Origin of the sequence: Dermacoccus sp. PAMC28757 (assembly GCF_014302635.1) — a bacterium.
Taxonomy (GTDB): domain Bacteria; phylum Actinomycetota; class Actinomycetes; order Actinomycetales; family Dermatophilaceae; genus Dermacoccus; species Dermacoccus abyssi.
Genome location: NZ_CP060292.1, coordinates 2382925 through 2407297 on the forward strand (window position 1 = coordinate 2382925; position 24373 = coordinate 2407297).

General features: G+C 68.0%; 27 protein-coding genes, 1 tRNA gene and 1 riboswitch. Of the genes, 7 read left to right on the forward strand and 21 right to left on the reverse strand.

Annotated elements, in window-relative coordinates:
- Positions 1-26 precede the first annotated feature (26 nt).
- The 4 genes from ruvB to H7F30_RS11380 form a co-directional block, all read right to left on the reverse strand.
- Complete coding sequence (gene ruvB / locus H7F30_RS11365; protein ID WP_225910755.1) at positions 27-1121, reverse strand: Holliday junction branch migration DNA helicase RuvB; 1095 nt, start codon at positions 1119-1121, stop codon at positions 27-29.
- Positions 1118-1723, reverse strand: a complete 606-nt coding sequence (gene ruvA, locus H7F30_RS11370) for a Holliday junction branch migration protein RuvA (RefSeq protein ID WP_187035185.1) — start codon at positions 1721-1723, stop codon at positions 1118-1120. The genes ruvB and ruvA overlap by 4 nt, the downstream gene beginning before the upstream one ends.
- Positions 1720-2367 (reverse strand): crossover junction endodeoxyribonuclease RuvC, encoded by a 648-nt coding sequence (gene ruvC / locus H7F30_RS11375; protein WP_187035187.1) that lies wholly within the window; start codon positions 2365-2367, stop codon positions 1720-1722. Before ruvC ends, ruvA begins: the two co-directional genes overlap by 4 nt.
- A gap of 181 nt (positions 2368-2548) precedes the next feature.
- Positions 2549-3322, reverse strand: a complete 774-nt coding sequence (locus H7F30_RS11380) for a YebC/PmpR family DNA-binding transcriptional regulator (RefSeq protein ID WP_187035189.1) — start codon at positions 3320-3322, stop codon at positions 2549-2551.
- A gap of 207 nt (positions 3323-3529) precedes the next feature.
- Between H7F30_RS11380 and H7F30_RS11385 the strand changes: the two genes are divergently transcribed.
- Complete coding sequence (locus tag H7F30_RS11385; protein WP_255464798.1) at positions 3530-5467, forward strand: potassium transporter Kup; 1938 nt, start codon at positions 3530-3532, stop codon at positions 5465-5467.
- A 217-nt stretch (positions 5468-5684) separates the two neighbouring features.
- Here the strand turns inward: H7F30_RS11385 and H7F30_RS11390 are convergent, their stop codons facing one another.
- The 7 genes from H7F30_RS11390 to H7F30_RS11420 form a co-directional block, all read right to left on the reverse strand.
- Entirely contained in the window at positions 5685-6263 is a 579-nt protein-coding gene (locus H7F30_RS11390; RefSeq protein ID WP_187035191.1) for a hypothetical protein, read from the reverse strand.
- 2 nt (positions 6264-6265) lie between these two features.
- Positions 6266-7417 carry a glycosyltransferase family 4 protein gene (locus tag H7F30_RS11395; RefSeq protein ID WP_187035193.1) on the reverse strand — a complete coding sequence of 384 codons (1152 nt, stop codon included), beginning with the start codon at positions 7415-7417 and terminating at the stop codon, positions 6266-6268.
- A 4-nt stretch (positions 7418-7421) separates the two neighbouring features.
- Positions 7422-8378 carry a phosphatidylinositol mannoside acyltransferase gene (locus H7F30_RS11400; protein ID WP_187035195.1) on the reverse strand — a complete coding sequence of 319 codons (957 nt, stop codon included), beginning with the start codon at positions 8376-8378 and terminating at the stop codon, positions 7422-7424.
- Positions 8378-9001 carry a phosphatidylinositol phosphate synthase gene (pgsA, locus tag H7F30_RS11405; RefSeq protein WP_187035197.1) on the reverse strand — a complete coding sequence of 208 codons (624 nt, stop codon included), beginning with the start codon at positions 8999-9001 and terminating at the stop codon, positions 8378-8380. Before pgsA ends, H7F30_RS11400 begins: the two co-directional genes overlap by 1 nt.
- Before the next feature lie 110 nt (positions 9002-9111).
- Positions 9112-9681: an HIT domain-containing protein gene (locus H7F30_RS11410; protein ID WP_047311560.1), complete on the reverse strand. Its 570-nt coding sequence runs from the start codon at positions 9679-9681 to the stop codon at positions 9112-9114.
- A gap of 32 nt (positions 9682-9713) precedes the next feature.
- Complete coding sequence (locus H7F30_RS11415; protein ID WP_047311559.1) at positions 9714-10100, reverse strand: hypothetical protein; 387 nt, start codon at positions 10098-10100, stop codon at positions 9714-9716.
- Positions 10097-10576 (reverse strand): GNAT family N-acetyltransferase, encoded by a 480-nt coding sequence (locus H7F30_RS11420; RefSeq protein ID WP_187035199.1) that lies wholly within the window; start codon positions 10574-10576, stop codon positions 10097-10099. Before H7F30_RS11420 ends, H7F30_RS11415 begins: the two co-directional genes overlap by 4 nt.
- Before the next feature lie 113 nt (positions 10577-10689).
- A riboswitch (SAM riboswitch) is annotated at positions 10690-10805 on the forward strand.
- A 65-nt stretch (positions 10806-10870) separates the two neighbouring features.
- Between H7F30_RS11420 and H7F30_RS11425 the strand changes: the two genes are divergently transcribed.
- Positions 10871-12196 (forward strand): bifunctional o-acetylhomoserine/o-acetylserine sulfhydrylase, encoded by a 1326-nt coding sequence (locus H7F30_RS11425; protein ID WP_187035201.1) that lies wholly within the window; start codon positions 10871-10873, stop codon positions 12194-12196.
- A 70-nt stretch (positions 12197-12266) separates the two neighbouring features.
- On the opposite strand, the gene thrS is transcribed toward H7F30_RS11425, so the two are convergent.
- The 3 genes from thrS to argG all read right to left on the reverse strand — a co-directional run bounded on the left by thrS (position 12267) and on the right by argG (position 16960).
- On the reverse strand, positions 12267-14282 hold the full coding sequence (gene thrS, locus H7F30_RS11430; protein WP_187035203.1) for a threonine--tRNA ligase: 2016 nt from the start codon (positions 14280-14282) through the stop codon (positions 12267-12269).
- A gap of 100 nt (positions 14283-14382) precedes the next feature.
- Positions 14383-15408, reverse strand: a complete 1026-nt coding sequence (locus tag H7F30_RS11435; protein WP_187035205.1) for a serine/threonine-protein kinase — start codon at positions 15406-15408, stop codon at positions 14383-14385.
- A 133-nt stretch (positions 15409-15541) separates the two neighbouring features.
- Positions 15542-16960 (reverse strand): argininosuccinate synthase, encoded by a 1419-nt coding sequence (argG, locus tag H7F30_RS11440; protein ID WP_187035207.1) that lies wholly within the window; start codon positions 16958-16960, stop codon positions 15542-15544.
- Positions 16961-17082: 122 nt separating this feature from the next.
- Between argG and H7F30_RS11445 the strand changes: the two genes are divergently transcribed.
- Both H7F30_RS11445 and H7F30_RS11450 read left to right on the forward strand, forming a co-directional pair.
- Positions 17083-17703, forward strand: coding sequence for a molybdenum cofactor guanylyltransferase (locus H7F30_RS11445; protein ID WP_187035209.1), 621 nt, complete (start codon positions 17083-17085; stop codon positions 17701-17703).
- A 127-nt stretch (positions 17704-17830) separates the two neighbouring features.
- Entirely contained in the window at positions 17831-18085 is a 255-nt protein-coding gene (locus tag H7F30_RS11450) for a DUF6457 domain-containing protein (RefSeq protein WP_118913272.1), read from the forward strand.
- Between the two features lie 18 nt (positions 18086-18103).
- On the opposite strand, the gene moaA is transcribed toward H7F30_RS11450, so the two are convergent.
- Together moaA and H7F30_RS11460 are read right to left on the reverse strand one after the other, a co-directional pair.
- Positions 18104-19102, reverse strand: coding sequence for a GTP 3',8-cyclase MoaA (gene moaA / locus H7F30_RS11455; RefSeq protein WP_187035211.1), 999 nt, complete (start codon positions 19100-19102; stop codon positions 18104-18106).
- On the reverse strand, positions 19099-19533 hold the full coding sequence (locus tag H7F30_RS11460) for a molybdenum cofactor biosynthesis protein MoaE (RefSeq protein WP_187035213.1): 435 nt from the start codon (positions 19531-19533) through the stop codon (positions 19099-19101). The genes moaA and H7F30_RS11460 overlap by 4 nt, the downstream gene beginning before the upstream one ends.
- A 339-nt stretch (positions 19534-19872) precedes the next feature.
- On the opposite strand from H7F30_RS11460, the gene H7F30_RS11465 reads away from it, so the two are divergent.
- From H7F30_RS11465 to H7F30_RS14805, 3 genes are read left to right on the forward strand one after another with little or no spacing between them, the layout of a single operon-like run.
- Positions 19873-20505, forward strand: a complete 633-nt coding sequence (locus tag H7F30_RS11465; protein WP_187035215.1) for a hypothetical protein — start codon at positions 19873-19875, stop codon at positions 20503-20505.
- On the forward strand, positions 20498-21103 hold the full coding sequence (locus H7F30_RS11470) for a tyrosine-type recombinase/integrase (RefSeq protein WP_255464801.1): 606 nt from the start codon (positions 20498-20500) through the stop codon (positions 21101-21103). Before H7F30_RS11465 ends, H7F30_RS11470 begins: the two co-directional genes overlap by 8 nt.
- A gap of 2 nt (positions 21104-21105) precedes the next feature.
- Complete coding sequence (locus H7F30_RS14805; RefSeq protein ID WP_222617802.1) at positions 21106-21597, forward strand: DUF732 domain-containing protein; 492 nt, start codon at positions 21106-21108, stop codon at positions 21595-21597.
- A 30-nt stretch (positions 21598-21627) separates the two neighbouring features.
- On the opposite strand, the gene H7F30_RS11480 is transcribed toward H7F30_RS14805, so the two are convergent.
- From H7F30_RS11480 to H7F30_RS11500, 5 genes are all read right to left on the reverse strand, one after another.
- Positions 21628-22041: a hypothetical protein gene (locus H7F30_RS11480; RefSeq protein WP_187035220.1), complete on the reverse strand. Its 414-nt coding sequence runs from the start codon at positions 22039-22041 to the stop codon at positions 21628-21630.
- A 192-nt stretch (positions 22042-22233) separates the two neighbouring features.
- Positions 22234-23085, reverse strand: coding sequence for a trypsin-like peptidase domain-containing protein (locus tag H7F30_RS11485; RefSeq protein ID WP_187035222.1), 852 nt, complete (start codon positions 23083-23085; stop codon positions 22234-22236).
- A 58-nt stretch (positions 23086-23143) separates the two neighbouring features.
- On the reverse strand, positions 23144-23614 hold the full coding sequence (locus H7F30_RS11490) for a hypothetical protein (RefSeq protein WP_187035224.1): 471 nt from the start codon (positions 23612-23614) through the stop codon (positions 23144-23146).
- Positions 23615-23734: 120 nt separating this feature from the next.
- Positions 23735-23808, reverse strand: a tRNA-Val gene (locus tag H7F30_RS11495).
- A gap of 61 nt (positions 23809-23869) precedes the next feature.
- On the reverse strand, positions 23870-24316 hold the full coding sequence (locus tag H7F30_RS11500; RefSeq protein ID WP_052946974.1) for a TIGR02611 family protein: 447 nt from the start codon (positions 24314-24316) through the stop codon (positions 23870-23872).
- Positions 24317-24373: the final 57 nt, after the last annotated feature.

The following is a 24373-nucleotide window of genomic DNA, read 5'->3' on the forward strand; positions in this document are numbered from 1 at the left end:
GGTGCCGGACCACTGGCCGCACCACCCTACCCGGTGAAGCGCCCGTCCCCACCCTCGGCCGGGTCGAACAGCGCGCCGCCCAGGGAGGATTCCGGTGGGGTGAGCCCGAGGTGACTCCACGCGAGCGGCGCCGCAGCGCGCCCTCGCGGCGTGCGGATCATGTAGCCCTCGCGCACGAGGTACGGCTCAGCCACGGTCTCGACGGTGTCGGGCTCCTCACCGACGGCGACGGCGAGTGTCGACAGGCCCACAGGCCCACCACCGAACCGGCGGCACAGGGCCTCGAGCACGGCACGGTCGAGCCTGTCGAGACCGCTCGCGTCGACATCGAAGAGGTCGAGCGCGGCTCGGGCCGACCCCAGGTCGACGACCTGACGGCCGTGCACCTGCGCGTAGTCACGGACGCGGCGCAGGAGTCGGTTCGCGATGCGCGGGGTACCGCGCGAGCGACCGGCGATCTCCTCGATGCCCTCGCGTGTCGCGGGCACGCCGAGCAGGTCGGCGTTGCGCGCGAGGATGGCAGCAAGATCGCTCGCCTTGTAGTAGTCGAGGTGGCCGGTGAAGCCGAAGCGGTCACGCAGCGGCGCGGGCAGCAGCCCCGCACGCGTGGTGGCGCCGACGACGGTGAACGGCGGCAGTTCGAGCGGGATGGCCGTCGCGCCCGGCCCCTTGCCGACGATGACGTCGACGCGGAAGTCTTCCATCGCGAGGTAGAGCATCTCCTCCGCCGGGCGGGCCATGCGGTGGATCTCGTCGAGGAAGAGCACCTCGCCCTCGGTGAGAGAGCTGAGGATGGCCGCCAGGTCACCCGCGTGCTGGATGGCTGGTCCGCTCGTGATGCGAATAGGGGCCTCGAGCTCGCTCGCCACGATCATGGCGAGCGTCGTCTTGCCGAGCCCGGGAGGGCCTGAGAGGAGGACGTGGTCCGGCGGAGCACCGCGTCGGCGCGCCGCCTCGAGCACGAGACCGAGCTGATCACGCACCCGCTCCTGACCGGGGAAGTCGGCCAGCTTCTTCGGTCTCAGGGCCGCTTCGAGCTGCTGCTCGTCCTCAGAACCGTGCGGGTCGACGAGGCGCGGCGAGATGTCGGCGCTGTGGTCCTCGAAGTGCGCCGGACTCATCGGCCGAGCTCCCGTAGGGCCAGGCGCAACAGGACGGGCGTCGTGGCGCCGTCGGCCTCGGGCAGCTTGGCGACCTTGGCCACGGCGTCATCGGCCTGCTTGGCGCTCCAGCCGAGCCCCACGAGCGCCTCTGCCACCTGCGAGTCACCCGGCGTCGTCGCGGCAGGTACCTCGGGCGTGGCCTGTGTTTCGCCCGTACCGACGGGCACGACCTTGTCGCGCAGTTCGAGGACGATGCGCTCGGCGCCCTTCTTGCCGATGCCGGGCACCTTCGTCAAGGCGGTGACGTTGCCTGTCGCGATGGCCGACGACAGCTGCGCCGGGTCGTGAACGGCCAGCATCGCCAGCGCGAGGCGCGGCCCCACCCCGCTGACGGTCTGCACCTGCTCGAACAGGGCGCGTTCGTCGTCACCGCCGAAGCCGAAGAGGGTGAGCGAGTCCTCACGCACCACCAGCGACGTCGCCAGGCGCATCGACTCCCCCGGGCGCGCCGAGGCGGCCGTCGCAGGCGTGGTGTGGACGAGCAGCCCGACTCCCCCGACCTCGAGGACCACGGTGTCGAGCGTCGCTGCTGCGACGGCGCCGGTGAGGCTGGAGATCATGGACGGGCTCCTCGGGTGGTGGCGTCGCGGGTAGCGGACGAGCGCAGCGGCTCACGATACTGCTTGGCCGCCGAACGGGATCGACGCGCCGCAGCAGCTTCTGCGGCACGGTACTGGGCTGCCGCCGGGGCGAGTGGACGCTCGCCGTCGGTGTTGGCCCGACGGGCGGCACCCGCACCACGCCAGTGGTGACAGATGGCAAGAGCCAGAGCGTCGGCGGCGTCAGCAGGCTTGGGGGCGCTCTCGAGACCGAGGATGCGCGTCACCATGGCCGTCACCTGAGCCTTGTCGGCCCGCCCGTTGCCCGTGACAGCTGCCTTCACCTCGGACGGCGTGTGCAGACCGAGCGGCAACCCGCGCGACGCAGCAGCGAGCATCGGAACGGCGGAGGCCTGGGCGGTGCCCATGATGGTCGAGACGTCGTTTCGGGCGAACATGCGCTCGACGGCGACGGCGTCCGGCCTGGTGCGTTCGAAGACGGCCTCGAGTTCCACCTGCAACTCGTGAAGACGCTCGTGCAGTGGGGTGTCCGCACCGGTGCGGATCACGCCGACCGTGACGATCTGCAGGCGACCGCCGAGAGCGCCCTGAACCACTCCGACGCCGCAGCGCGTCAGACCGGGGTCAACGGCGAGCACACGCATGCGCAACGCTCCTTCCCCTGACGGGACCGCTCCGGCACCTGACCAACAAGCTGACAAGACGATGAGTCGACGAGTCGATGCGAACACCTGTTCGCACCCGATCACTCTACCGTCGCACACGCCGAAGGCGACCCGACCCGCCGAGGGTCGAGCCGCCTTCCGCTCGTGACGTGCTTGCCGATCAGTCCTCGGCGTCGAGTTCGGCGAGAACCTCGTCCGAGACCTGACCGTTGGCGAAGACGTTCTGCACGTCGTCGCTGTCCTCGAGTGCCTCGATGACACGGAACATCTTCTTCGCGCCGTCCTTGTCGAGGGGAACCTCCATCGACGGCATCCACGAGGCCTCGGCGGAGTCGTAGTCGATACCGGCCGACTGCAACGCCTCACGCACACCCACGAAGTCGCCCGCTTCGGAGACGATCTCGAAGGACTCACCGAGGTCGTTGACCTCCTCGGCACCGGCCTCGAGGACGATCTCGAGGACGCCGTCCTCCGTCGCGTCGTCCTTGTCTCCCTGGTCCTTGGGCACGATGACGACGCCCTTGCGGTTGAACAGGTAGGCGACCGAACCGGAGTCGGCCATCGAGCCGCCGTTCCTCTGCAGAGCGGTGCGAACCTCGGCGACGGCGCGGTTCTTGTTGTCCGTCAGGCACTCGATGAGCACGGCGACGCCGCCAGGGGCGTAACCCTCGTACATGAGGGCCTGGTACTCGGCTCCACCGGCCTCTGCGCCCGAACCGCGCTTGACGGCGCGGTCGATGTTGTCGTTGGGGACCGACGACTTCTTCGCCTTCTGGATGGCGTCGTACAGCGTCGGGTTACCGGCCGGGTCGCCGCCACCGGAACGGGCCGCAACCTCGATGTTCTTGATGAGCTTGGCGAACAGCTTGCCGCGCTTGGCGTCGATCGCAGCCTTCTTGTGCTTCGTCGTCGCCCATTTGGAGTGGCCGCTCATGTCTCCCTCTCGCTGGTCCGTCGTGCCGTTCCTCTGGGGTTCTGTCGCGGTGCTCCTTCGCCGAAGGCCCGCGGGGCGGCTCACGACGACACGCGCGTCCACCCGTCAGATCTTTCGGCAGTCTAACGGGGTGCGCTCCTCGCCTCACATCTGCTCAGGTGAACCACAGTTGCCGCGACACGCCACTGCAGGTTCATACTTTCGGACGTGACATCTTTGAACGGGTCCGCGTCGGTCACTGCGGAAACTGACGAGCGGGCCGGCGGGCACCGGAAGAAGGGTGCCGGCGCGCTCGTGCTCGGCGCGCTCGGTGTCGTCTTCGGCGACATCGGCACGAGCCCCCTGTACTCCGTGCAGAGCGTGTTCAACGTCAGCCACAACGCCGTCATCGCCAACGAGGCAGACATCTACGGAACGATCTCCTGGATGTTCTGGTCGCTCACCATCATCGTGACGATCAAGTACGTGCTCTTCGTGCTCCGCGCCGACAACGACGGCGAGGGCGGCATCATGGCGCTCGCGGCGCTCGTGCGCCAGGGAGTGCCCAAGGCCGGCAAGCGCTGGAGCGTCGTCATGCTTCTCGGCGTCATCGGAGCATCGCTGTTCTTCGGCGACAGCGTGATCACCCCCGCCATCTCCGTCATGTCGGCCGTCGAAGGCCTCGAAGTCGTGCGGCCCGGACTCAACCGGTACGTCGTACCGATCGGCGCCGTCATCATCACGATCCTGTTCCTCGTGCAGCGCAAGGGCACCGAGGTCGTCGGCAAGTTCTTCGGCCCCATCATGATCCTGTGGTTCGTCACCATCGCCGCCCTCGGCATCGGCCAGATCGTGCGCGACCCGCACATCCTCAAGGCGTTCCTGCCGAACTACGCCACGCTGTTCGTCGTCGAGCATCCCTTCATCGCGTTCATCGCCGCGGGCTCGATCGTCCTGTGCGTCACCGGCGCCGAGGCCCTCTACGCCGACATGGGTCACTTCGGGCGCGCCCCCATCACCCGAGCCTGGTTCCTCCTCGTGTTCCCCTCGCTCATCCTCAACTACATGGGCCAGGGCTCGCTCATCCTCACCAACCCGGACAAGATCGCGAACCCGTTCTTCCTCCTCGCCCCCGAATGGGCGAAGCTACCGCTCGTCATCCTCGCGACCATGGCCACCGTCATCGCCTCCCAGGCCGTCATCTCCGGCGCGTTCTCCGTGGCACGACAGGCCGAACGAACCGGTTACCTGCCCCGCATGACCGTGCGTCACACCGGCCAGGAGGAAGAGGGCCAGATCTACATCCCCGGGGTCAACTGGGTGCTCTTCATCGGCGTCATGCTTCTGCTCTTCGCCTTCCGCAGTTCCGAGAAACTCGCCGTCGCCTACGGCCTCGCCGTCACCGGCACATTCCTCATGACGACGACGCTGTTCCTCGTCTACGCCCACAGCACGCTCAAGTGGCGCACCTGGCGCATCGTCACCCTCGGCGTCGCGCTCTACCTCTTCGAAGGCATCTTCTTCCTCGCCAACGTCGCCAAACTGCTGCACGGCGGTTGGCTACCCGTCGTCATCGCACTCGGCATCGGCATGTCCATGCTCACCTGGCAGAAGGGGCGCGCCATCGTCGCCACCCGCCGCCAGAGCATCGAAGGTCCCCTCGCCACCTTCGTCGAAACAGCCCGCAGCGGCGACCTGCGCGAAGTGCCCGGCACCGCCGTGTTCCTCCACCCCGACAAGGACACGACGCCCCTCGCCCTGCGCGAGAACGCCAACTTCAACCACGTCATCCACGAGAACGTCTTCATCGTCAGCACCCTCAGCGCCAACGTCCCCCACGTCGCCCCCGAAGACACCGTCATCCTCGACCAACTCGGCAACGACTACGACCGCATCACCCACCTCACCCTCAAGTACGGCTTCCAGGACGACCAAGACGTCCCCGCCGCACTGCGCATCGCCAAGGAACAAGGCGTCGACATCGACCCCGACACCGCCTACTACTTCGTCTCCGAAACCAGCCTCATCGACACCGGCCGCCCCGGCATGAACAAACTGCGCAAACTGCTCTTCATCGCCATGACCCACAACGCCGCCGTCCCCGCCGACTACTTCCGCCTCCCCAAGGAGCGAACGGTGATGATGGGAGCGCAGATCCTTTTGTAGGGCGCTCGCGCCCTACAAAAGGATCTGCCTGTCTTTTCCCTTGCGCTGTCGCACCGAGCGCCGGTCCGAGCTTGCGAGGACCGACGCTCGGTGCGACAGCGCTTCGGGGGCGTCCGCTTCCAGCCGGGTTCGGTTCTTGAAGAGCGTTGTGGCTTGGGTGCTTGCCTGGCTTTTCAGGCGGCGATTTCTGGGTTGGGTTTTCGAGGAACGGGGGTGTTCAGCGCCAGGCTGATGTTGTCGTCAGACCCTCGACGTGGTCGTCGAACTCCACCGGGCGCGGCAAGTGGGTGCGGCCCGCCAAGTGCAACGCCCGCACCACCGGCTTCGCGCGCACCCGACGGACATCCGTCACCGCCTCGTTGTGGAACCGGTGCGCCAACTCCACCCGCTCACACGCGTCGCCCAATCGACGCCGCACCTGCGTGCCCGCCGCCGACGCCGGAGCCCAGTCCTCGACCACCGCGCCGAGGGCCGCCGTCAGCTCGCCCTCGATGAGCGCCCGTTCCTCGGGCACACCCACCTCCTGCACCTCTGCGGTGATCTGAGCGCCTTCCGACGCCTCCAGCGACGCACTCGCCGCCGACGCCAGGAGAAACGCACTCGCGGCGTCCAGGTCGGCGCCGTTCGCCAGTTCCAGGGCAACCTCCGCGCGCCGCACCAACTGGGCGTCGAGCGCCGCGAGCGACCCCTCGACCCGTGCGTGCAACCGGTCGAGCCGGGCAGCCGTGTAGCTCAGGTACCACGCGATGGCGAGCGCTCCCGCGAGCAGGAGCGCGACAACGGTCCATTCCTGCACGGCTACGACCTCCTCGCGATGCGCAACGTCCGCTCACTCACCTCGTGCGAGCTCGCCACCGTCTCGTACGCCGTAAGGATGTGGCGTGCGACGGTGCTCCAGTCGTAGATGCGGGCGCGCTCCGCACCTCGACGCGCCAGGTCTGCGCGGCGCTGGGGGTCGTCGAGCAACGCCGTCACACGGCGGGCGAGGTCGCCCTCGTCGCCCGTGCGGAACAGGACACCGCAGCGCCCACCGTCCAAGACGCGGGCGAACGCCTCGAGATCGCTCGCGACGACCGGCACTCCTGCGCTCAGCGCTTCGACGAGGATGATGCCGAAGCTCTCCCCGCCGGTGTTCGGCGCGACGTAGACGTCGACGGAACGGAACAGCGAGGCCTTCTCCGCGTCGGAGATCATGCCGAGGAACTCGATGCGCGAACGGACCTGCTCGGGAACGGCCTTGAGCACCTCGTCACGCTCCCCCGGCCCGGCGACGAGCAAGCGCACACCGGGGTGGCTGCGCGCGATCTGCGGCAGGGCGCGCACGAGCACGTCGAGCCCCTTGCGCGGCTCGTTCATCCGCCCGAGGAACGCGATCGTCGGGCGCTCGTCCGTGCCGCGCCACGCAGGGTTCTGGGGTGCCTGCGCAAATTGGTCGACGTACACACCGTTCGGGACGACGACCGCGTCACCACCGAGGTGACGCGCCACCGTCTCACGCGCTGCCTGCGACACCGCGATGCGGCCCGTGATCTTCTCCAGGCCAGGACGAAGCAGCGGGTGCGCGGCGTGCAGCGCGCGAGAACGCACGTTGGAGGTGTGGAACGTCGCCACGACGGGTCCGTCATACGCCCACAGGGCGAGCATCGACACGCTGGGGCTGACCGGCTCGTGCACGTGCAGGACGTCGAACTGACCGCGCTCCAACCAGCGGTTGACGCGGGCAGCCGTCAGTGGGCCGAAGGCGAGGCGCGCCACGGAGCCGTTGTAGCGAATCGGCACGGCACGCCCGGCGCTGACGAAGTAGTCGGGCATGTGCGTCTCGTCGTCCGCGGGCGCGAGGACGCTCACGTCGTGGCCGGCGCCGATGAGGTACTCGGCGAGGTCGCGCACGTGCAGCTGCACGCCGCCGGGCACGTCGAACGAGTACGGGCTGACGAGACCGACGCGCATCGTGTCAGTTCCCTCGCGGCGCGCGGTTGCCGAGGTCGTCGACGAAGACGCGCTGCATCATGTGCCAGTCCTCGGTGCGCTCGACGATCGCCGTCGACAACGCATCGACGCACTGCTGCGTGGCCGCGAGGACGTCGGCGCGCATGTCCGGCGACGAACCGGCATCGACAGGATCGTGGAAGCGGATCTCGATGCCTCGCATCGCACGACCCTTCGGAGGGTCGTAGGTGATCGTGACGGGGTACAGGCGAGCACCCGTGCGTCGGGCCAGAATCGCGGGCCCGGCGGCGACCCGCGCGTCGTGTCCGGCGAGCTTCACGGTGACGCCACGCTGCGTGAGGTCACGGTCCGACAGCAGCGGCGCAAAGGCGCCCGGCACCCGCAGCGCCGCCTCGACCTGACCCATGACGTCGACGCCCTGCGTCAACGGGATGATCGTCATGCCGAGGCCCTCACGGAACTCGAGGAACGCGCGGAAGAGCTCGTCGGGTTCGAGACGTTCGGCAACGGTCGTGACGTGCGCGAGCTCGGTGGCGGACCATGCGCCGGCGATATCCCAGTTACCGAGGTGGCCGAGGTAGAGGACGATCGACTCCCCCGTCGCAAGGTCCGCCCGCACCTGGTCGATGGCACCGGTGGTGCGCACGAGCGAGCGCAGATCGTCATGCGAGAGCGACTGGAGGCGGAACGCGTCGCACCAGTAACGGAAGTAGGAGCGCAGGCCCTCACGGGTGAGGTCGTCCAGGGCTGCGGCGTCGAGTTCCGGGCGGACCCGGGCGTAGTTCGAGCGCATCCGCTCGACGTCCTTGCCGCCGCGACGGTGAAGGACGTCCGCGATCTTCTCGAAGAGCGCGTACGCAGCCGGCTCGGGCAGGGCGCGCACGGCACGCCATCCGGCCTTGAAGGCGAGAACGGTGGCGGCGTCCTGCGCTCGCTTGCGGGAGGGAGCGGGCCGAGCCATCAGTTCGCGAGAGCCTTGCCGAGCGCCTGGCGACGCACCATGAGCATGCGCTGCAGCACGGTGATGAACGAGGCCACCGCGAGCAGGGCGAGCACGATCGTCAGGACGATGTACGGCAGGTCGAACAGGCCCGTGAGGCCGGTGGTGACGAGAACCGCGACGAGACGGTCGGCGCGTTCCGCGATGCCGACGTTCGCCTCCATACCGAGACCCTCGGCGCGAGCCTTGGCGTACGAGACGACGGAACCGAGCACGAGACAGGCGAGCGCGAGGCATGCCATGAGGAAGTCGTCGCCCTGGCCGGCGAAGTAGAGCACGAGGCCACCGAAGATGGCGGCGTCACCGACGCGGTCGAGCGTGGAGTCGAGGTAGGCGCCCCACACCGACGAGCGACCCGACAGGCGGGCCATGTTGCCGTCGAGCATGTCGGAGAAGACGAAGGCCGTGATGAACAGCGTGCCGACGAGGAACTCGCCGCGCGGGTAGAACCACAGCGCGCCGAACGAGACACCGAGCGTGCCGACGATCGTGACGACGTCAGGGCTGATGCCGAGGCGCAGGAGCAGCTGCGCCAGGGGGCGGAAGATCGCGGAGAAGAAGGCGCGCGCGTACTTGTTCAGCATGGTGACTCAACTGTAGCGGTTCGATACGTCGAGCCGAGGTGCGCGCCGCGCCGGACGAGTCACGTCTCACCCCGCGTTCACGAGCCGCGCGCCCCGCGAGGTCGAGGCCGTCAGTCGGTTGGCCAGGACGCCGCGATGCGCTGACGGCTGTCCTCGAGAAGCACCGGGAGAGCCTTCGTCTGGCCGACGATCGGCATGAAGTTCATGTCGCCACCCCAGCGGGGCACGATGTGCTGATGCAGGTGCGCAGCCACGCCGGCGCCCGCGACATCGCCCTGGTTCATGCCGAGGTTGAATCCGGCCGGGTTCGACGCCGCCTTGAGCGCGCGAATGCCCTGCTTCGTCAGCTTCGTGAACTCCTCGGTCTCCGCGTCCGTGAGGTCGATGTAGTGCGGCACGTGACGGTAGGGGCACACGAGCAGGTGGCCCGGGTTGTACGGGAAGAGGTTCATCACGACGAAGCAGTGCTCACCGCGGTGCACGATGAGGCCCTCGGCGTCGTCCTTGCCCGGCGCCGCGCAGAACGGACAGCCGTCGCCGGCGTCCCTCGAGGGGCGGTCGGCCTCGATGTAGGCCATGCGGTGAGGCGTCCACAGTCGGCCGAACCCGTCGGGCTCCCCCGCGAAGTCGTGCTCGGACTCGGCGTGCTCGGGAGTGAAGTCCTCGTTCTGCGTGACCATGCGCCCCATCCTAGGGAAACCCGCGCGCCGGGTCAGACCGGAGCGATCTCGGCGAGTTTCTCCACGAGCCGCTCGTCGCTCGCAGCGCCCGCGTGGGCCAGGCCGCCCACGCGCTCTGCCACTTTCTGTGCGACGGCTGCGGCATCGCCTTCACCCACGACGGCGACGGCGCTCGCGAGTCCGCCGAGGCCGCTTGCGGCGTCCTCGAGGTCGAGCCAGTCGTCGTCGGTGAGTTCCGCTGTCACACCCGCCCACACGACGCCCGCGGCCATGACGCCACGTTCGGCCAGCGATCCGACGCTCTCGCGCGGCAGCGAGCCGTCCTCACCGAGGTAGAGCACGACGGCGTTCGCCGCCGGCTTCGACGGGCAGGCGATGCAGCGCTCGCGCTGGTCGAGGGCCCAGATGATGTCGCTCATCGCTGCTCCTTCGTGGCCGCGAACGGTGCGTCGCGGTGCATGTGTCGCTCCTCCGGGGCACCGAATCCGAGACGCTCGTACAACGGGCGCGCCTTCGGACGCGTGTTGAGCAGCATCCGCTCGACGCCGCGTGCGTCCGCCCAGGCGTCCACGGTGCGCAGCATGCGTTCGGCAAGTCCCTTGCCACGCTCGTCGGGCACGACGAAGACGAACGCGACGTACAACCACGGCTTGGCGCCCCGCGCGAGCGTCGGCATCCGGTGGACGAGGGCGCACTGCACGATGCCGACGACGGTGCCGTCGGAACGGGTGGCGATCCACGTGGGTACCTCGTCGAAGGCCGAAAGGAAATCGTCCGCGTACTCGGTCACGAAACCGGCCCGATTCGGGTGCCCCTCCTCGAGGTCCGAGCGCAACCGAAGCGCTGCACAGGCGAAGGCGTCGTCACGCCTGGCCCGGGCGATGGTGATCGTCATGGCGCCAGTCAACCACGGCTTGACCCTTCGGCAAACGCCCCGCGCCGCACGGCAAACCACGATGTGAGACACGAGTCCCGCCTCTCGATACCGCCCGGGATATCCTCGGACCAGGTCACGAGCGCCAGCGTCAAACCCCGGTTTGCTGGCCGGCAACCCTCCCACCGCGGCGGGGTGCTCCGGGTGACGACCTGGCTCGGCGTAGGATACGCCCGGGCAAGCGCGGAAGCAGAGCTTCCGGCGCACCCCGCGTGCGAGGTTCGCGCACGGGTAGCGACCTTTCGAGGAGTTGTCATGAGCGCTCAGGACTGGGCTTTCGAGACCAAGCAGATCCACGCCGGCCAGGTGCCGGACGGGGACACCGGATCGCGCGCGCTGCCGATCTACCAGACGACCTCGTTCGTCTTCGACTCCGCCGAGACGGCGGCCAACCGCTTCGGCCTGTCCGACCTCGGCCCCATCTACACCCGGATCGGCAACCCGACGTCGCAGGCCGTCGAGGAGCGCATCGCGGCGCTCGAGGGTGGCGTCGGTGCGCTGCTGCTGGCCTCCGGCCAGGCCGCGACGACGTTCGCCATCCTCAACGTCGCGCAGGCAGGCGACCACGTCGTCGCGTCGGCCGCGCTCTACGGCGGTACGTACAACCTGCTCAAGTACACGCTGAAGCGTCTCGGTGTGGAGACCACCTTCGTCGAGGACATCGGTGACCTCGACGCGTGGAAGAACGCCATCCGACCGAACACCAAGCTGCTGTTCGGCGAGACGCTGAGCAACCCCGACCAGAAGGTCCTCGACGTCGCGGGTGTCGCTGGTGTCGCCCACGACGCCGGCCTGCCGCTGTTCGTCGACAACACCGTCGCGACGCCGTACCTGCTGCGCCCGATCGAGCACGGCGCGGACGTCGTCATCCACTCGGCGACGAAGTACCTCGGCGGCCACGGCACGTCGATCGCCGGCGTGCTCGTCGACGCCGGAACGTTCGACTACGCCAAGGAGCCGGCGAAGTTCCCGCAGTTCAACGAGCCGAGCGAGAGCTACCACGGCCTCGTCTTCGCCCGCGATCTCGGCGTCGGTTCGGCGCTCGGCGCGAACCTCGCATTCATTCTCAAGGCGCGCGTCGAACTGCTGCGCGACCTCGGCTCCGCCGTGTCGCCGTTCAACGCCTTCCTCATCGCCCAGGGCCTCGAGACGCTGTCGCTGCGCGTCGAGCGTCACGTGGAGAACGCGAAGAAGGTCGTCGCTTACCTGAGCGAGCACGCGCAGGTCGAAAAGGTCTTCTACGCCTCGAAGGACGACAGCCCGCACAAGGAGCTGGCCGACCGCTACCTGCCCACCGGTTCCGGTGCAGTGTTCTCCTTCGAGATCGCCGGCGGCATCGACGCGGGCAAGGCGTTCGTCGACGCCCTCGAGCTGCACTCGCACGTGGCCAACATCGGTGACGTCCGCTCGCTCGCCATCCACCCGGCGACGACGACGCACAGCCAGGGCAGTGACGACGACCGCCGCGGCGCCGGCGTCACGCCCGGCCTCGTGCGCCTGTCGGTCGGCGTCGAGAACGCGAACGACATCATCGCCGACCTCGACAAGGGCTTCGCAGCCGCGAAGGCTGCCTCCGCCTGATCGCCCGCACCGCGGAGACTACGACGAAGCCGCCACCCCAAATCGGGGCGGCGGCTTCGTCGTATGTGGATCAGGCCTCGGCAGGTGCCTCGGCCGCCGTGGGCGACGTGTTGTTGCGCGAGGCGATGTACGCGGCGATCTCGGCCACGGCCTCGTCGACCGGCACGCCGTTCTTCTGCGAGCCGTCGCGGTAACGGAAGCTCACGGCTCCGTTGTCGCGGTCCTCCTCGCCGGCGATGAGGATGAACGGCGCTTTCGACTTCGAGGCGTTGCGGATCTTCTTCGGGAAGCGGTCGTCGCTCGTGTCGATCTCGACGCGTACGCCGGCCCGACGCAGCTTCTCGCCCACCTCGCCGAGGTAGTCGTAGTACTCCTCCGCGACCGGAACCCCGAGCACCTGAACCGGTGCGAGCCACGCCGGGAACTGCCCCGCGTAGTGCTCGACGAGCACACCAAGGAAGCGCTCGATCGAACCGAACTTCGCCGAGTGGATCATGACCGGCTGCTGACGCGTGCCGTCCTGAGCCTGGAACTCGAGGCCGAAGCGCTCGGGCATGTTGAAGTCGTACTGGATCGTCGACATCTGCCACGTACGGCCGATGGCGTCACGTGCCTGCACGGAGATCTTCGGGCCGTAGAAGGCTGCGCCGCCCGGGTCGGGCACGAGCTCGAGGCCCGAGGCGTTCGCGACGTCGGCGAGCACCTGCGTCGCGACCTCCCACTGCTCGTGGGTGCCGATGAACTTGTCCTTCTTGTCGCCGGCCTCGTCACGCGTCGACAGCTCGAGGTAGAAGTCGTTCAGCCCGAAGTCACGCAGCAGCCCGAGGATGAAGTCGAGCAGGTGCTTGATCTCGCCCGGCGCCTGCTCCGGCGTCACGTAGGAGTGGGAGTCGTCCTGGGTGATCATGCGCACGCGCGTGAGGCCCGAGAGAACGCCGGACTTCTCGTCGCGGTAGACCGTGCCGAACTCGAAGAAGCGCAGCGGCAGCTCACGGTAGGAGCGACCGCGCGAACGGAAGATCTCGTTGTGCATCGGGCAGTTCATCGCCTTGAGGCGGTACTTCTGCCCGTCGAGGTCCAGCGGCGGGAACATGCCGTCGGCGTAGTAGGGCAGGTGACCCGAAGTGTAGAAGAGGTCTTCCTTCGACACGTGCGGCGTGCCGACGTAGCTGAAGCCCTCTTCGATGTGGCGACGGCGGACGTAGTCCTCCATCTCGCGCTTGATGATGCCGCCCTTGGGGTGGAACACGGGCAGGCCGGGGCCGATGTTCTCGGGGAAGCTGAACAGATCCATCTCCGCGCCGAGCTTGCGGTGGTCGCGCTTCTCGGCCTCAACGAGGCGCTCGAGGTAGGCCTTGAGCTCGTCCTTCGTGGGCCACGCGGTGCCGTAGACGCGCTGCAGCTGCGGGTTCTTCTCGCTGCCGCGCCAGTAGGCCGCAGCCGAACGCATCAGCTTGAACGCGTTGCCGAGCACCTTCGTCGACGGCACGTGCGGGCCGCGGCACAGATCGCCCCAGGCGACGCTGCCGTCACGACGCACGTTGTCGTAGATCGTCAGTTCGCCGCCGCCGACCTCGGCCTCGGCGCCCTCGGCAGCATCGGCCGCGTTGCCCTTGAGACCGATGAGCTCGCACTTGTACGGCTCGTCCTTGAGCTCCTCGAGGCCCTCGGCGTCGGTGATGACGCGACGACGGAAGGTCTGGCCCTCGTTGACGATCTTGAGCATCGCCTTCTCGAGCTTCTTAAGGTCGTCGGGGGTGAACGCCTCGGCGACGTCGAAGTCGTAGTAGAACCCGTCGGTGATGGGCGGACCGATGCCGAGCTTGGCGACGGGGTTGGCCTGCTGCACGGCCTGGGCGAGCACGTGTGCGGCAGAGTGACGCAGCACGGCGAGGCCCTCGGGCTCCTGTGCCGTGACGGGCTCGACGACGGCGCCGGCCGTCACCTCGCGGTGCAGATCCCACAGGTCGCCGTCGACCCGCATGACGAGGACGGCCTTATCGTCGCCGAACAGGTCCGTGCCCGTCGTCCCGGCCTCCACCTCGCGCTGGGCACCGGCGACGGTCAGGGTGATCTGTTCGGACACGGGAGGTCTCCTTGGAAGTCGGGATGGTGGCGCACCTGCGCCGACCCGATGCAAGGTTACCGGCTCCCCGAAGTGCCGGGCGAGCCGGTTTGCCGCGCGATCAGAGGCTGTTGACGATGACGGCGGCGAGGCCGCTCGCCACGAGGACCAGGACGACGAGGACCGCGACGAGGAACGTCGACATGCCACCGCCGCTCGGCGCGGGACGCGGCGCCGGTCTGGCGCTGGCGACACGTGCAGGGGACGCCTGATGCGCGCGCGGCGGGGCACTGGGTCGCGACGGCGCCGGTGCGGGGCGTCCGGAGCCGCCGGCCGCAGCACGACGGCGTTCCTTCTTGATAGCGGCGATCCATTCGCCCGCCGACGGCGGACGCTCGGCAGGGTCCTTGCGCAGCGCCCACCGAATAGCGGCGTCCACGCGCGGCGTCACCCCGTCGACGCGGCCGACGAGCGACGGGGCCTTCGCGTGGCGGTGGGCCTGGCGCAGCTCCTCCAGTTCCCGCCCCGCGAAGGGCGGTTCACCCGTGAGCGCGTAGTAGAGGACGCAGCCGAGGGCGTAGAGGTCCACCGCGGGCCCGTCCTCGGATGATGCGGTGAAGCGCTCGGGCGCCATGTAGGCCCACGACCCGAGAATCTGGGAGCCGGCCGCCACCTTGTGCCGGTCGACGACGGCGATGCCGAAGTCGGCGAGGTAGACGAATCCCTTGCGGTCGACGAGGAGGTTGGCGGGCTTCACATCGCGGTGGACGACGCCCGCGGCGTGCGCGTCGTCGAGGGCCGAGGCAGCCTGCTCGACGATCTCGATGGCCGTACCGAGCGATGCCGGCCCGAACTGCCGCACGACGCCCGAGAGGGAGTGCCCGTCGACGTAACGCATGTCGAGGTAGGCCTGGTCGTCGATCTCGCCGTAGTTGTGGATCGGCACGATGTGCGGCGAGTTCATACGCCCCACGAGGTCGGCCTCGCGGCGGAAGAGCTTGAGGTAGTCGGCCTCGTCGGCCTCCTGGTCGGCAATCACCTTGAGCGCGACGACACGGTCGTAGCGCGTGTCGCGGGCCCGCCAGACACGCCCCATGCCGCCCTGCCCGATGACGTCGAGCAGTTCGTACGGTCCTAGGTGTTGCACGCGGACACCTCCCCTTTCTCGCGGCGAGGCCAACCTTACGGTCTCGTCCTGCTTCGCCTCGCGTGTACGCGCCGAACGCCGGGTCACCCCCTACTTGCGGGTGACCCGGCGTTCGCTTCGACTCGTTCGCGGGTCAGTCGGTTCCGAACTCCATCGCCGCTTCGTCGAGGGCGATCGCCTCGGCGTCCGCGTTGGGGTTGGACGCGATCTGCTTCGCGCCGCCCGGCTCGAGCTGGCCGACGAGGTCGGTCTGCGCGCGGCCCAGGCCGCCCGAGGCGGCGTAGAACTCGAGCTTCTCGCGGGTGTCGGCGATGTCGAGGTTGCGCATCGTGAGCTGACCGATGCGGTCGACGGGACCGAACGCCGCGTTCTCGGTGCGCTCCATCGACAGCTTCTCCGGGTGGTAGCTGAAGTTCTCGCCGACGGTGTTGACGATGGAGTAGTCCTCACCGCGACGCAGGCGCAGCGTCACCTCACCGGTGACGGCGGTGGCGACCCAGCGCAGCAGACCCTCGCGGATCATGAGCGACTGCGGGTCGAACCAGCGGCCTTCGTAGAGCAGGCGGCCGAGGCGACGACCGTCGTTGTGGTACGCAGCGATGGTGTCCTCGTTGTGCACGGCGTTGAGCAGTCGCTCGAAGGCCGTGAAGATGAGCGCCATGCCGGGGGCTTCGTAGATACCGCGCGACTTGGCCTCGATGATGCGGTTCTCGATCTGGTCGCTCATGCCGAGGCCGTGACGACCACCGACGGCGTTGGCTTCCTGGAACAGCGCGACGACGTCGCCACCGAAGTCGTTGCCGTTGATGGCGACGGGCAGACCGCGTTCGAAGCGAACGGTGACGTCCTCGGTCTCGATCTCGACGGACGGATCCCAGTGGGCCACACCCATGATCGGCGAGACGATCTCCATCGACTCGTCGAGGTGCTCGAGGGTCTTGGCCTCGTGCGTGGCGCCGAGGATGTTGGCGTCCGTGGAGTAGGCCTTCTCGGCCGAGTCGCGGTAGGGCAGACCGTGCTCGGTGAGCCACTCGGACATCTCCTGACGGCCACCGAGCTCGGTGACGAAGTCGGCGTCCAGCCACGGCTTGTAGATGCGCAGCCCCGGGTTCGCGAGCAGACCGTAGCGGTAGAAACGCTCGATGTCGTTGCCCTTGAAGGTGGAGCCGTCACCCCAGATGGAGACGCCGTCCTCCTGCATGGCGCGCACGAGGAGCGTGCCCGTCACGGCGCGGCCCAGCGGCGTCGTGTTGAAGTAGGTGCGACCGCCCGAGCGGATGTGGAAGGCACCGCACGCGATGGCGGCAAGACCCTCCTCGACGAGGGCCTTCTTGCAGTCGACGAGACGCGAGAGCTCGGCACCGTACTGCCCGGCGCGGCCGGGGATGCCCTCGATGTCGTCCTCGTCGTACTGGCCGAGGTCGGCCGTGTAGGTGCAGGGAACGGCGCCCTTGTCGCGCATCCACGCCACAGCGACGGACGTGTCGAGGCCACCGGAGAACGCGATGCCGACGCGCTCGCCGGTCGGCAGTGAAGTCAGAACCTTGGACATGCCGCCGACTCTATCGGCCCAATGACTAGTTATGCAAAACGATCGCATACCTACTCATTCGCGCGTTCATGCGCGCGTTCCAGACTATCGGGGGCGCCGGCGCTTGCGGGCATGATGGGGGCATGGATGCCGCTGCGGGACAGGCCGGAAAGAGCTTCGACGCGGTCGTCCTCGTCGGCGGCCGCGGTTCGCGTCTCGGCGGCGTCGACAAGGCCGCTCTCGACCTCGGAGGGCACCCACTCGTCGACGCCTCGCTGAACGCTGCTCGGGGCGCGCGGACGCTCGTCGTCGTCGGTCGCACCTCGGCGCCACTCCCCTCACGCGCGGTCCTCACCCAGGAGGAACCGGCCGGATCGGGCCCCGCAGCCGGGTTCGCCCGAGGCCTGACATCGATTACCGACCCGGCCTCCTGGACACTGCTCCTTGGCTGCGACGTGCCGGGGGCTGGCGACGCGGTGCGTCGCCTGCTCAACGCCAGCGCCGCTGGGGCCGTCGCTGATGTTGACGGGTTCGTCCTCACCGACGCCGACGGGCGCGCGCAGTGGATGCTCGGGCTCTACCGGACAGCCTCGGTTCGGGTCGCCGTCGACGCTTCCGCCGCGACGAACCTGTCGATGCGTGCGCTGTTCGCCGGGCTCGATCTCGTCCTCGTACGTCCGGCAGGCCCGGAGTGGCACGACGTCGACACGTGGGCCGACCACGCCGCGTGGACCGAACGCCTCGACCCGCAGCGGCCGGCCTGACTCCCGTCCCGATGTCGCGGCGGTCGCTTGGGCCGACTTTCCTGCGCTTGGGCCGACTCGGCCTCGGCCCAACCGCATCGAAGTCTGCCCACCGGGATGACGACAGTGCGCTGACATCATGGTGACCATGAGCACCCACCCCGAGCAGTGGACCCGCTGGGTCGAGAAGGCCTGCACCGCGCTGGACCTCGACCCGGCAGATGTCGACATCGATCTCGTCCACGAGCTGTCGAAGAACGTCTCGCACGAGGTGACGCGGCCACTGGCGCCGGTCTCGAGCTACCTCCTCGGCATCGCCGTCGGGCGACGCCTCGAGCGGGGCGAGCCCGTGGACGCCGCGGCTCAGCGTGAAATCGCGGACCGCGTTCCGCTCACCGACTGACGTCGTGCGCTGATCGACTCAGCCGCCGATGGCACTCATCGGGCGTGGCGGCTGCAGGAAGCCTGGCTCGTTGATGCCGTGTCCGGGCAGCTTGCCTGCGAGGCACTCGTGGATCTTCGCGGTGATGTCGTCGTCGCTCGCGCCGGAGCGCAGGATGTCGCGCAGGTTCGTCTCCGTGCGCGAGAACAGGCACGAGCGCAGCTGGCCGTCGGAGGTGAGGCGCAGGCGGTCGCACGCCCCGCAGAACGGCATGGTGACGCTCGCGACGACGCCGACGCGGGCGGGTCCGCCGTCGACCTCGAACAGTTCGGCCGGTGCGGCACCGCGGCCAGCCACCTCCGTCAGCGTGTGGTGCGCGCGCAGGGCATCGAGGATCTCGGCGCCCGTGATCATTTCGGTGCGCGACCAGATGTGCCCGCCGTCGAGCGGCATCTGCTCGATGAAGCGCAGTTCGTAGCCTTCACGGATCGCCCACTCGAGCAGGTCGTTCGCTTCGTCGTCGTTCTCACCGCGCAGCAGCACGGTGTTGACCTTGATCGGCTCGAAACCGGTAGCGCGGGCGGCGTCGAGACCGGCCATGACGTCGTCGAAGCGGCCCCGACGGGTCATCGTCTTGAAGCGCTCCGGGTCGAGGGTGTCGAGGCTGACGTTGAGCCGCGCAAGTCCCGCCTCCCGAAGCGGTTCCGCGAGACGGGCAAGGCCGATGCCGTTCGTCGTCATCGAGATCTCGGGGTGCCCCTCCGGCCCCTCGAGTGCCGCGAGACCTTCGACGATGGCGACGATGTCGGGGCGCAGAAGCGGCTCTCCCCCGGTGAGCCGGATCTCGGCGATGCCGGCCTCCACCGCAACGCGCGCGATGGTGAGCATCTCCTCGAGGGTGAGCAGCGTCGGTTTCGGTGCGAGCGGCACACCATCCGCCGGCATGCAGTAGGTGCAGCGCAGGTTGCACTTGTCCGTGAGCGAGATGCGCAGGTCGCGGTGGACGCGTCCGAAGGAATCGACCAGCCCGTGGGTCATGTCAGGCCCGACCAGACGTCGTCGCCGGCGGTGTTGTGCTGGTGCTTCCAGATCGGCAGGGAGCGCTTCACCTCTTCGACGAGTTCGTTGCACAGCGCGAACGCCAGGGCCCGGTGCGGTGACGACACCGCTGCGACGATCGCGATGTCCCCGACGCCGAGGCGTCCGACCCGGTGCGTGACGGCGATGCGGGCGACACCGTCAGGGTCGAGCCGCGCGGCTACGTCGGACGCGATGTGCGCCATCGTCTCGCTGGCGGTGGGGTGGGCCGAGTAGTCGAGGTGCGTGACCTCACCGTCGATCTGCGGGTCGTGGTTGCGGACCGCTCCGACGAAGCTCGCGGTGGCTCCCTGACGGGCGTCCTCGACGGCGTCGAGGTGGGCCTGCAGATCGAGCGGCGCGTCGACGACGTCGGCGATGAGGACCGGCATCAGCGCCCGCCCCCGGAAGTGCTCGAACGGTGACAAGGCATTGCTTCAGGGTATCCCAGTCGGCTTGACGCCCGGTCTACTCCTTCTGGGTGAGCAATGGGTAACGAAAACGCGGAACCCAAGGGATTCCGCGTTATCTGTGGTGGATGTAAAGGGACTCGGAGCCTGCGGGCGGGGTACGCTGGGCGCACATTCAGCGCGGTAACCCAGTGTTGACGCGGAGTGACGCGGACTGAGCCGCTCCTACCATCCGACGCTTCACGTCAAAAGCCGGTACTTGCCGTGCAGAAATGCACAGGTGCACCCGGCGACGTGGACACTGCTCGAGGAGCCTCTCGCATGCCTACCCCAAAAGCCGCGCCGCGGAAGAACGGCGACACCCACTGGATCGTCCGCTACCGGGACGCCGCCGGCAACGCACGCCACCGCACCTTCCTCGAGAACGATGACGCGGGATGGTTCTGCGACCAGATCGAGCACCGCGGGCCCTCGTTGGATGAGAAGCAGCTTCGCGACGTCGAGCGTGAAGCCGAGCGCGCCGGCGAGCGGGCCAGCACTCCCGCCCTCGACAAGGTCGCCGCAGACTTCTTCCGCTGGAAGCGCGCGTACGTAAGGGCCGGTGAGACCGTTGATGCGTACGAGCGGCACTACGCGAACCACATCCAGCCGACGCTGGGCGCACATCCGATCGGCACGATCAACTCGTACGACGTCGACGACTGGGTCGAAGCGATGGTCGTAGGCACCATCAAGAACTCGCGCACCGGGAAGGGGCTGAGCCCGAAGACGATCGCGGCTCGTCACGCGCTGCTGCACTCGATCATGGAGTACGCGGCGTCCCGCGCCGGCGCATCATCGACGTCAACCCGTGCAAGGGCAAGACGGAGCCTCGAAGCGGGTGCGGCCGACGCCGAAGGGGTTGCGGCCGGCGCAGTGGCAGGCCTTGAACGCCAACCTGCTCGGGGTGGGTGAGACGGACGCCGCCGACCTCGCGGCGTTCCTCATCGGGTCGGGGTGGCGCGCCGGTGAGGCGATGGCGCTGCAGGTCGGATCCGTGGAGGACTACGGCTCGTCCTCGCCGATGTGGGTGAGCATGGATCGGGTGCTGCGTGTCGCCCGGGGCGGCTCGTACATCGTGGACGCCGAAGGCAAGGCGCAGAAGTCGATGCGCCGCATCAAGCTCGACCCCACGACGGCGGCTGTGGTGCGGCGCCGCTGCGAAGGCAAGCGGGTCGACGAGCTCGTGTTCACCCGCGATGGTCAGATGTGGGAGCACCATCGTTTCCGCCAGGCCCTCGATCGGGTGCGCGGACTGTCGGGTGTGCCCCGGTTGACGTCGCACTGGTTCCGGAACACTCATGTTGCGTGGCTCGCGATGAGCGGCGCTCCCCTACCGGAGTTGCAGACCCGCATCGGGCACGCGTCGATCACGACGACGATCGGCGTTTACGGCGGCATGATCGGTGACGTGCAGCCGGCGACGTTGGACGCGTTCGCGCGGATGCGTGACTCGGGCCCGGGTGTTGCCGGATCGTCACCTATGGCTGTCGTTGAAGGATCTACGGTGTGACCATGAAGCGCACCATAGCCCTCGCGGCTCTCCCCTTACTGGCCCTCGCTGCGTGCGGCGGTGGGTCCTCGGAGTCGGCGAAGACGGTTACGCAGACCGTCACATCGTCATCGTCTTCGACGTCGGAAACACCGTCTGAGTCATCGTCGAGCGCGGACTACGCGACGCCGCCCGCCGACGCTGCACCTACAGAGCCGACCGGGTTGAGCACCGACCTGTCCGCCGAGCAGCGCGACAACTTCATGTCGTTCCGCAACACGATGAACGTCGTCGTGCCGAAGTCATACGGCCTATCGGACACGGAACTTCTCGGCGTCGCCGCGTACGCGTGCTCTCAGCTGCAGACCGGCCAGCCCGAATCGCTGGTCATCATGGCGATCCCTGGGTTGATCCAACGCACCGCGCCCGGGCAGCCGACATGGGATCAAGAGGACGCACGGCAGGCGGTCGCGAAGTCGGAGGCCGTCTACTGCACCGATCAGCTCGCGTCCTGATTTCCCCAGCCACCGCGGCGTCGCCATCGTTCAGGCAACGCCGCGGTGCTGCCCAAGCACCTCAGCCACCACGGCACGCTCAGCAGGGTGAAGACGTTGTACACGCATCTGGATGAGGTGCGGCATGACCCAGCACGCGTCGGCCACCTCGTGCACGTCTATCGACCAGCGCAGGGCCTCTACGAGTATGTCCAGGGGCACGAGGCGGCGCGCGACCTCGTTCTCTACTGACGCTTCCTCGGCCGGGTCGTCGCCGTGCGGGAGGCCCCGCTCGATGTGCACGAGCTCGTGCATGAGAACGCATCGCCGTTCGACCTGCAATAAGCCCGTGGTGAGGGTGATCGTCGAGCCGTCTGTCAGCCCGAGGGGGCCGTCGTCGCCGAGGTCGCGGACGCGGAGCGTGAGGTCGTCACGCTCGCGAAGGAGGCGCCAAGGGTGAAGCATGCCGCCGACGTTAGATGCCAGCACCGACAACGTCGTGATGTCCGAAGGGGGCGTACCGTGGACATATGGAAAAGCAGGCGACTTCGGAGCGTGAGGTGCTCCGCGTGACGTACGACCCGGCGTCCGGCGTGTACCGGGTACTCTACGCCGACGGCCGCCAGCGCCAGCACATCAGCCTCATGGATGCACTCGTCACTGCGACGGATCAGGCGTCGATGACTGCTCCGCGACCCGTCTGACCTCGTCGCACACGTCTTTGATGGTGGTTCCGTTGAAGGCAATTCCCAGACCGTAGGGCATCGACACGTAGGGCGCGACATCGGGAGTCACCGCCGTGGCACCGTGCACTTTCTCTTGGCGAACATGTGTCCGCGCGACGATGCCCGCGATAATGGTCCGCGTATTCCCTAGGATGACATTCCCGCTGCGGTCGGGCGTCAGCGCACCCCGTGCGCCGACGATGACCATGCTCCCACTCGACCCGCCCACGACTGAGGCGTCGAGTGCGAAACCGCGCAACCCCGAGTAGAGGTCTTCGATCGGCGAGGCCGTGACGCCTCGCATCACCATGCCCAGATGCGTGCTGGTGTTCCGTGTGCCGTTAGGGAAACCGATGATCGTGACCTCCACGATCGCGTCGAGGTTGGGGTCGTCTTCGGCAGGGTTGTAAAGCATCTCTTCGGAGAGTACCCGGAGGCCACTCTTGCGCATGACGTTCGGTTCCAAGATGACGACCAGAACGTCGACATTCTGGTCAGGGTGCGGTACGACAAGGTTGGAAGTGAGGTCGACGTCAAAGCTTGCGCCAGAGGTTCGACCGCTGGTGCCGACCTGGGGTAGGCGTACGCGGAACTGTTGTCCTGGCCCGAGCTCGCGGACGTGCTTGTTCGTGACGAGGGCGTAGTAAACACGTTCACTGCTGTCCGCTCGTACTCCGAGCAGGAACCCCGAACCGTACGAAATATCGGTGCCCGTATGGGCGTCAACAACGCGAGGTTGCACAGCGGCCAGGATGAGCTGCTCCGAAGGGGTCTGTGCTCTCATGACTCTCCCTGCTCGTCCTGGTCACGCGCCTGTCGTCGACCTGCTGACTGCGCGCCGGTCATGGGGTGCGCAGCCGTGGGCAGGTCGACGACGTTGTCGTTGTTTGGTGCCACGCTCCCCGCGGCCCGCGTATTGGGGTTCCTTCTTGCGGCGTGCCATGACGCTGCTCCTGTCGTCCGTTGTGGGCCATGCGCCGGTTGGCGGTGGCGAATTGACAAACGACGGCGAGGACGGCTCGGTGCTGGTCGGCGTCGGGCGGGAGGTCCTCAGCGAAGGGCCGCAGGGGCACGGGAAGGCCGGCTGCTTCGTAGACCTGCGCCTCGGTGAAGTCGCTCAGGTTGATCAGAGCGCTCAGCGTCTTCCGCGTCGGTCGAGCCTTGTGGGTCCCAGCTGCCAGTCCATTGATCGTCGTGTAGTTGATCGGGTGCCCTCTACGGGCCGACAGCTTCGTCAGTTCCCGTCCACTGACCTGGTGCTTGTCGAGGACCGACTGAGCGATCTTCTGAAGCGTCAGGTCATCGTTCGTCATGCCGCAATCCTCCGGGCTGATGGGCTGAGACTAGGCCCGTCACGGGCTCCAAACGCCCCGTTGTGTGTAGAAAGTGTGTAGAAATTGAAAACGACGCGGCAAAAACCGCGTCGTTCCGGGTGGATGTAAAGGGACTCGAACCCCTGACCTCTCGCGTGTGAAGCGAACGCTCTAACCAACTGAGCTATACATCCGTGTGGTGCGCGGGAAACACTAGTCGAACTCCTGCCCGACACCAAACCGGCCACGGGCCGCTCAGCCCAGGCCGGGCACCTTCGCGAGGAGGTCCTTGGCGAAGTCCGGGAACCAACCCGGCACGCCGGACACGGCGAACATCGCCCAGAAGATGGCCAGGACGAGCGCGAACGTCAGCAGGCCCGCGATGGCCTTGGCCCACCAGCCCTTCTCCTCGAGCCAGTCCCACCAGGCCTCGACGGTGCCACGCACCCACTTGAGCAGGTTCTGGGCCCACTCGAACTCACTCGCCCAGATACCCAGCCCGATGAAGATGATGACCCAGCCGGGCCCCGGGAACGGCAGCAGGATGATGCCGATGAGGACGACGATGAGACCGAAGATGGCCACCGCCATCCGGTAGATCTGCGCGCTTCGCGGGTTGGCGCGGATGCGTCGTCGCCACTCCCAGCGATCGCGATCGCCTCCGTCGACGGGCGTCGCCCCGTGTGCCTGCTCCTCGTGCATGGCAAGGAAGCCTACGAGGCGCAGCGCCTTCGTGCACCTTGACGGGTGAACAGCGTG

Bases quoted from the DNA above. Each gene is read 5' to 3' on its own strand.
- ruvB (WP_225910755.1), bottom strand. From the start codon at position 1,121: ATGAGTCCGGCGCACTTCGAGGACCACAGCGCCGACATCTCGCCGCGC.
- ruvA (WP_187035185.1), bottom strand. From the start codon at position 1,723: ATGATCTCCAGCCTCACCGGCGCCGTCGCAGCAGCGACGCTCGACACC.
- ruvC (WP_187035187.1), bottom strand. From the start codon at position 2,367: ATGCGTGTGCTCGCCGTTGACCCCGGTCTGACGCGCTGCGGCGTCGGA.
- H7F30_RS11380 (WP_187035189.1), bottom strand. From the start codon at position 3,322: ATGAGCGGCCACTCCAAATGGGCGACGACGAAGCACAAGAAGGCTGCG.
- H7F30_RS11395 (WP_187035193.1), bottom strand. From the start codon at position 7,417: ATGCGCGTCGGTCTCGTCAGCCCGTACTCGTTCGACGTGCCCGGCGGC.
- H7F30_RS11400 (WP_187035195.1), bottom strand. From the start codon at position 8,378: ATGGCTCGGCCCGCTCCCTCCCGCAAGCGAGCGCAGGACGCCGCCACC.
- pgsA (WP_187035197.1), bottom strand. From the start codon at position 9,001: ATGCTGAACAAGTACGCGCGCGCCTTCTTCTCCGCGATCTTCCGCCCC.
- H7F30_RS11410 (WP_047311560.1), bottom strand. From the start codon at position 9,681: ATGGTCACGCAGAACGAGGACTTCACTCCCGAGCACGCCGAGTCCGAG.
- H7F30_RS11415 (WP_047311559.1), bottom strand. From the start codon at position 10,100: ATGAGCGACATCATCTGGGCCCTCGACCAGCGCGAGCGCTGCATCGCC.
- H7F30_RS11420 (WP_187035199.1), bottom strand. From the start codon at position 10,576: ATGACGATCACCATCGCCCGGGCCAGGCGTGACGACGCCTTCGCCTGT.
- H7F30_RS11425 (WP_187035201.1), top strand. From the start codon at position 10,871: ATGAGCGCTCAGGACTGGGCTTTCGAGACCAAGCAGATCCACGCCGGC.
- argG (WP_187035207.1), bottom strand. From the start codon at position 16,960: ATGTCCAAGGTTCTGACTTCACTGCCGACCGGCGAGCGCGTCGGCATC.
- H7F30_RS11445 (WP_187035209.1), top strand. From the start codon at position 17,083: ATGGATGCCGCTGCGGGACAGGCCGGAAAGAGCTTCGACGCGGTCGTC.
- H7F30_RS11450 (WP_118913272.1), top strand. From the start codon at position 17,831: ATGAGCACCCACCCCGAGCAGTGGACCCGCTGGGTCGAGAAGGCCTGC.
- moaA (WP_187035211.1), bottom strand. From the start codon at position 19,102: ATGACCCACGGGCTGGTCGATTCCTTCGGACGCGTCCACCGCGACCTG.
- H7F30_RS11460 (WP_187035213.1), bottom strand. From the start codon at position 19,533: ATGCCGGTCCTCATCGCCGACGTCGTCGACGCGCCGCTCGATCTGCAG.
- H7F30_RS11465 (WP_187035215.1), top strand. From the start codon at position 19,873: ATGCCTACCCCAAAAGCCGCGCCGCGGAAGAACGGCGACACCCACTGG.
- H7F30_RS14805 (WP_222617802.1), top strand. From the start codon at position 21,106: ATGAAGCGCACCATAGCCCTCGCGGCTCTCCCCTTACTGGCCCTCGCT.
- H7F30_RS11480 (WP_187035220.1), bottom strand. From the start codon at position 22,041: ATGCTTCACCCTTGGCGCCTCCTTCGCGAGCGTGACGACCTCACGCTC.
- H7F30_RS11485 (WP_187035222.1), bottom strand. From the start codon at position 23,085: ATGAGAGCACAGACCCCTTCGGAGCAGCTCATCCTGGCCGCTGTGCAA.
- H7F30_RS11490 (WP_187035224.1), bottom strand. From the start codon at position 23,614: ATGACGAACGATGACCTGACGCTTCAGAAGATCGCTCAGTCGGTCCTC.
- H7F30_RS11500 (WP_052946974.1), bottom strand. From the start codon at position 24,316: ATGCACGAGGAGCAGGCACACGGGGCGACGCCCGTCGACGGAGGCGAT.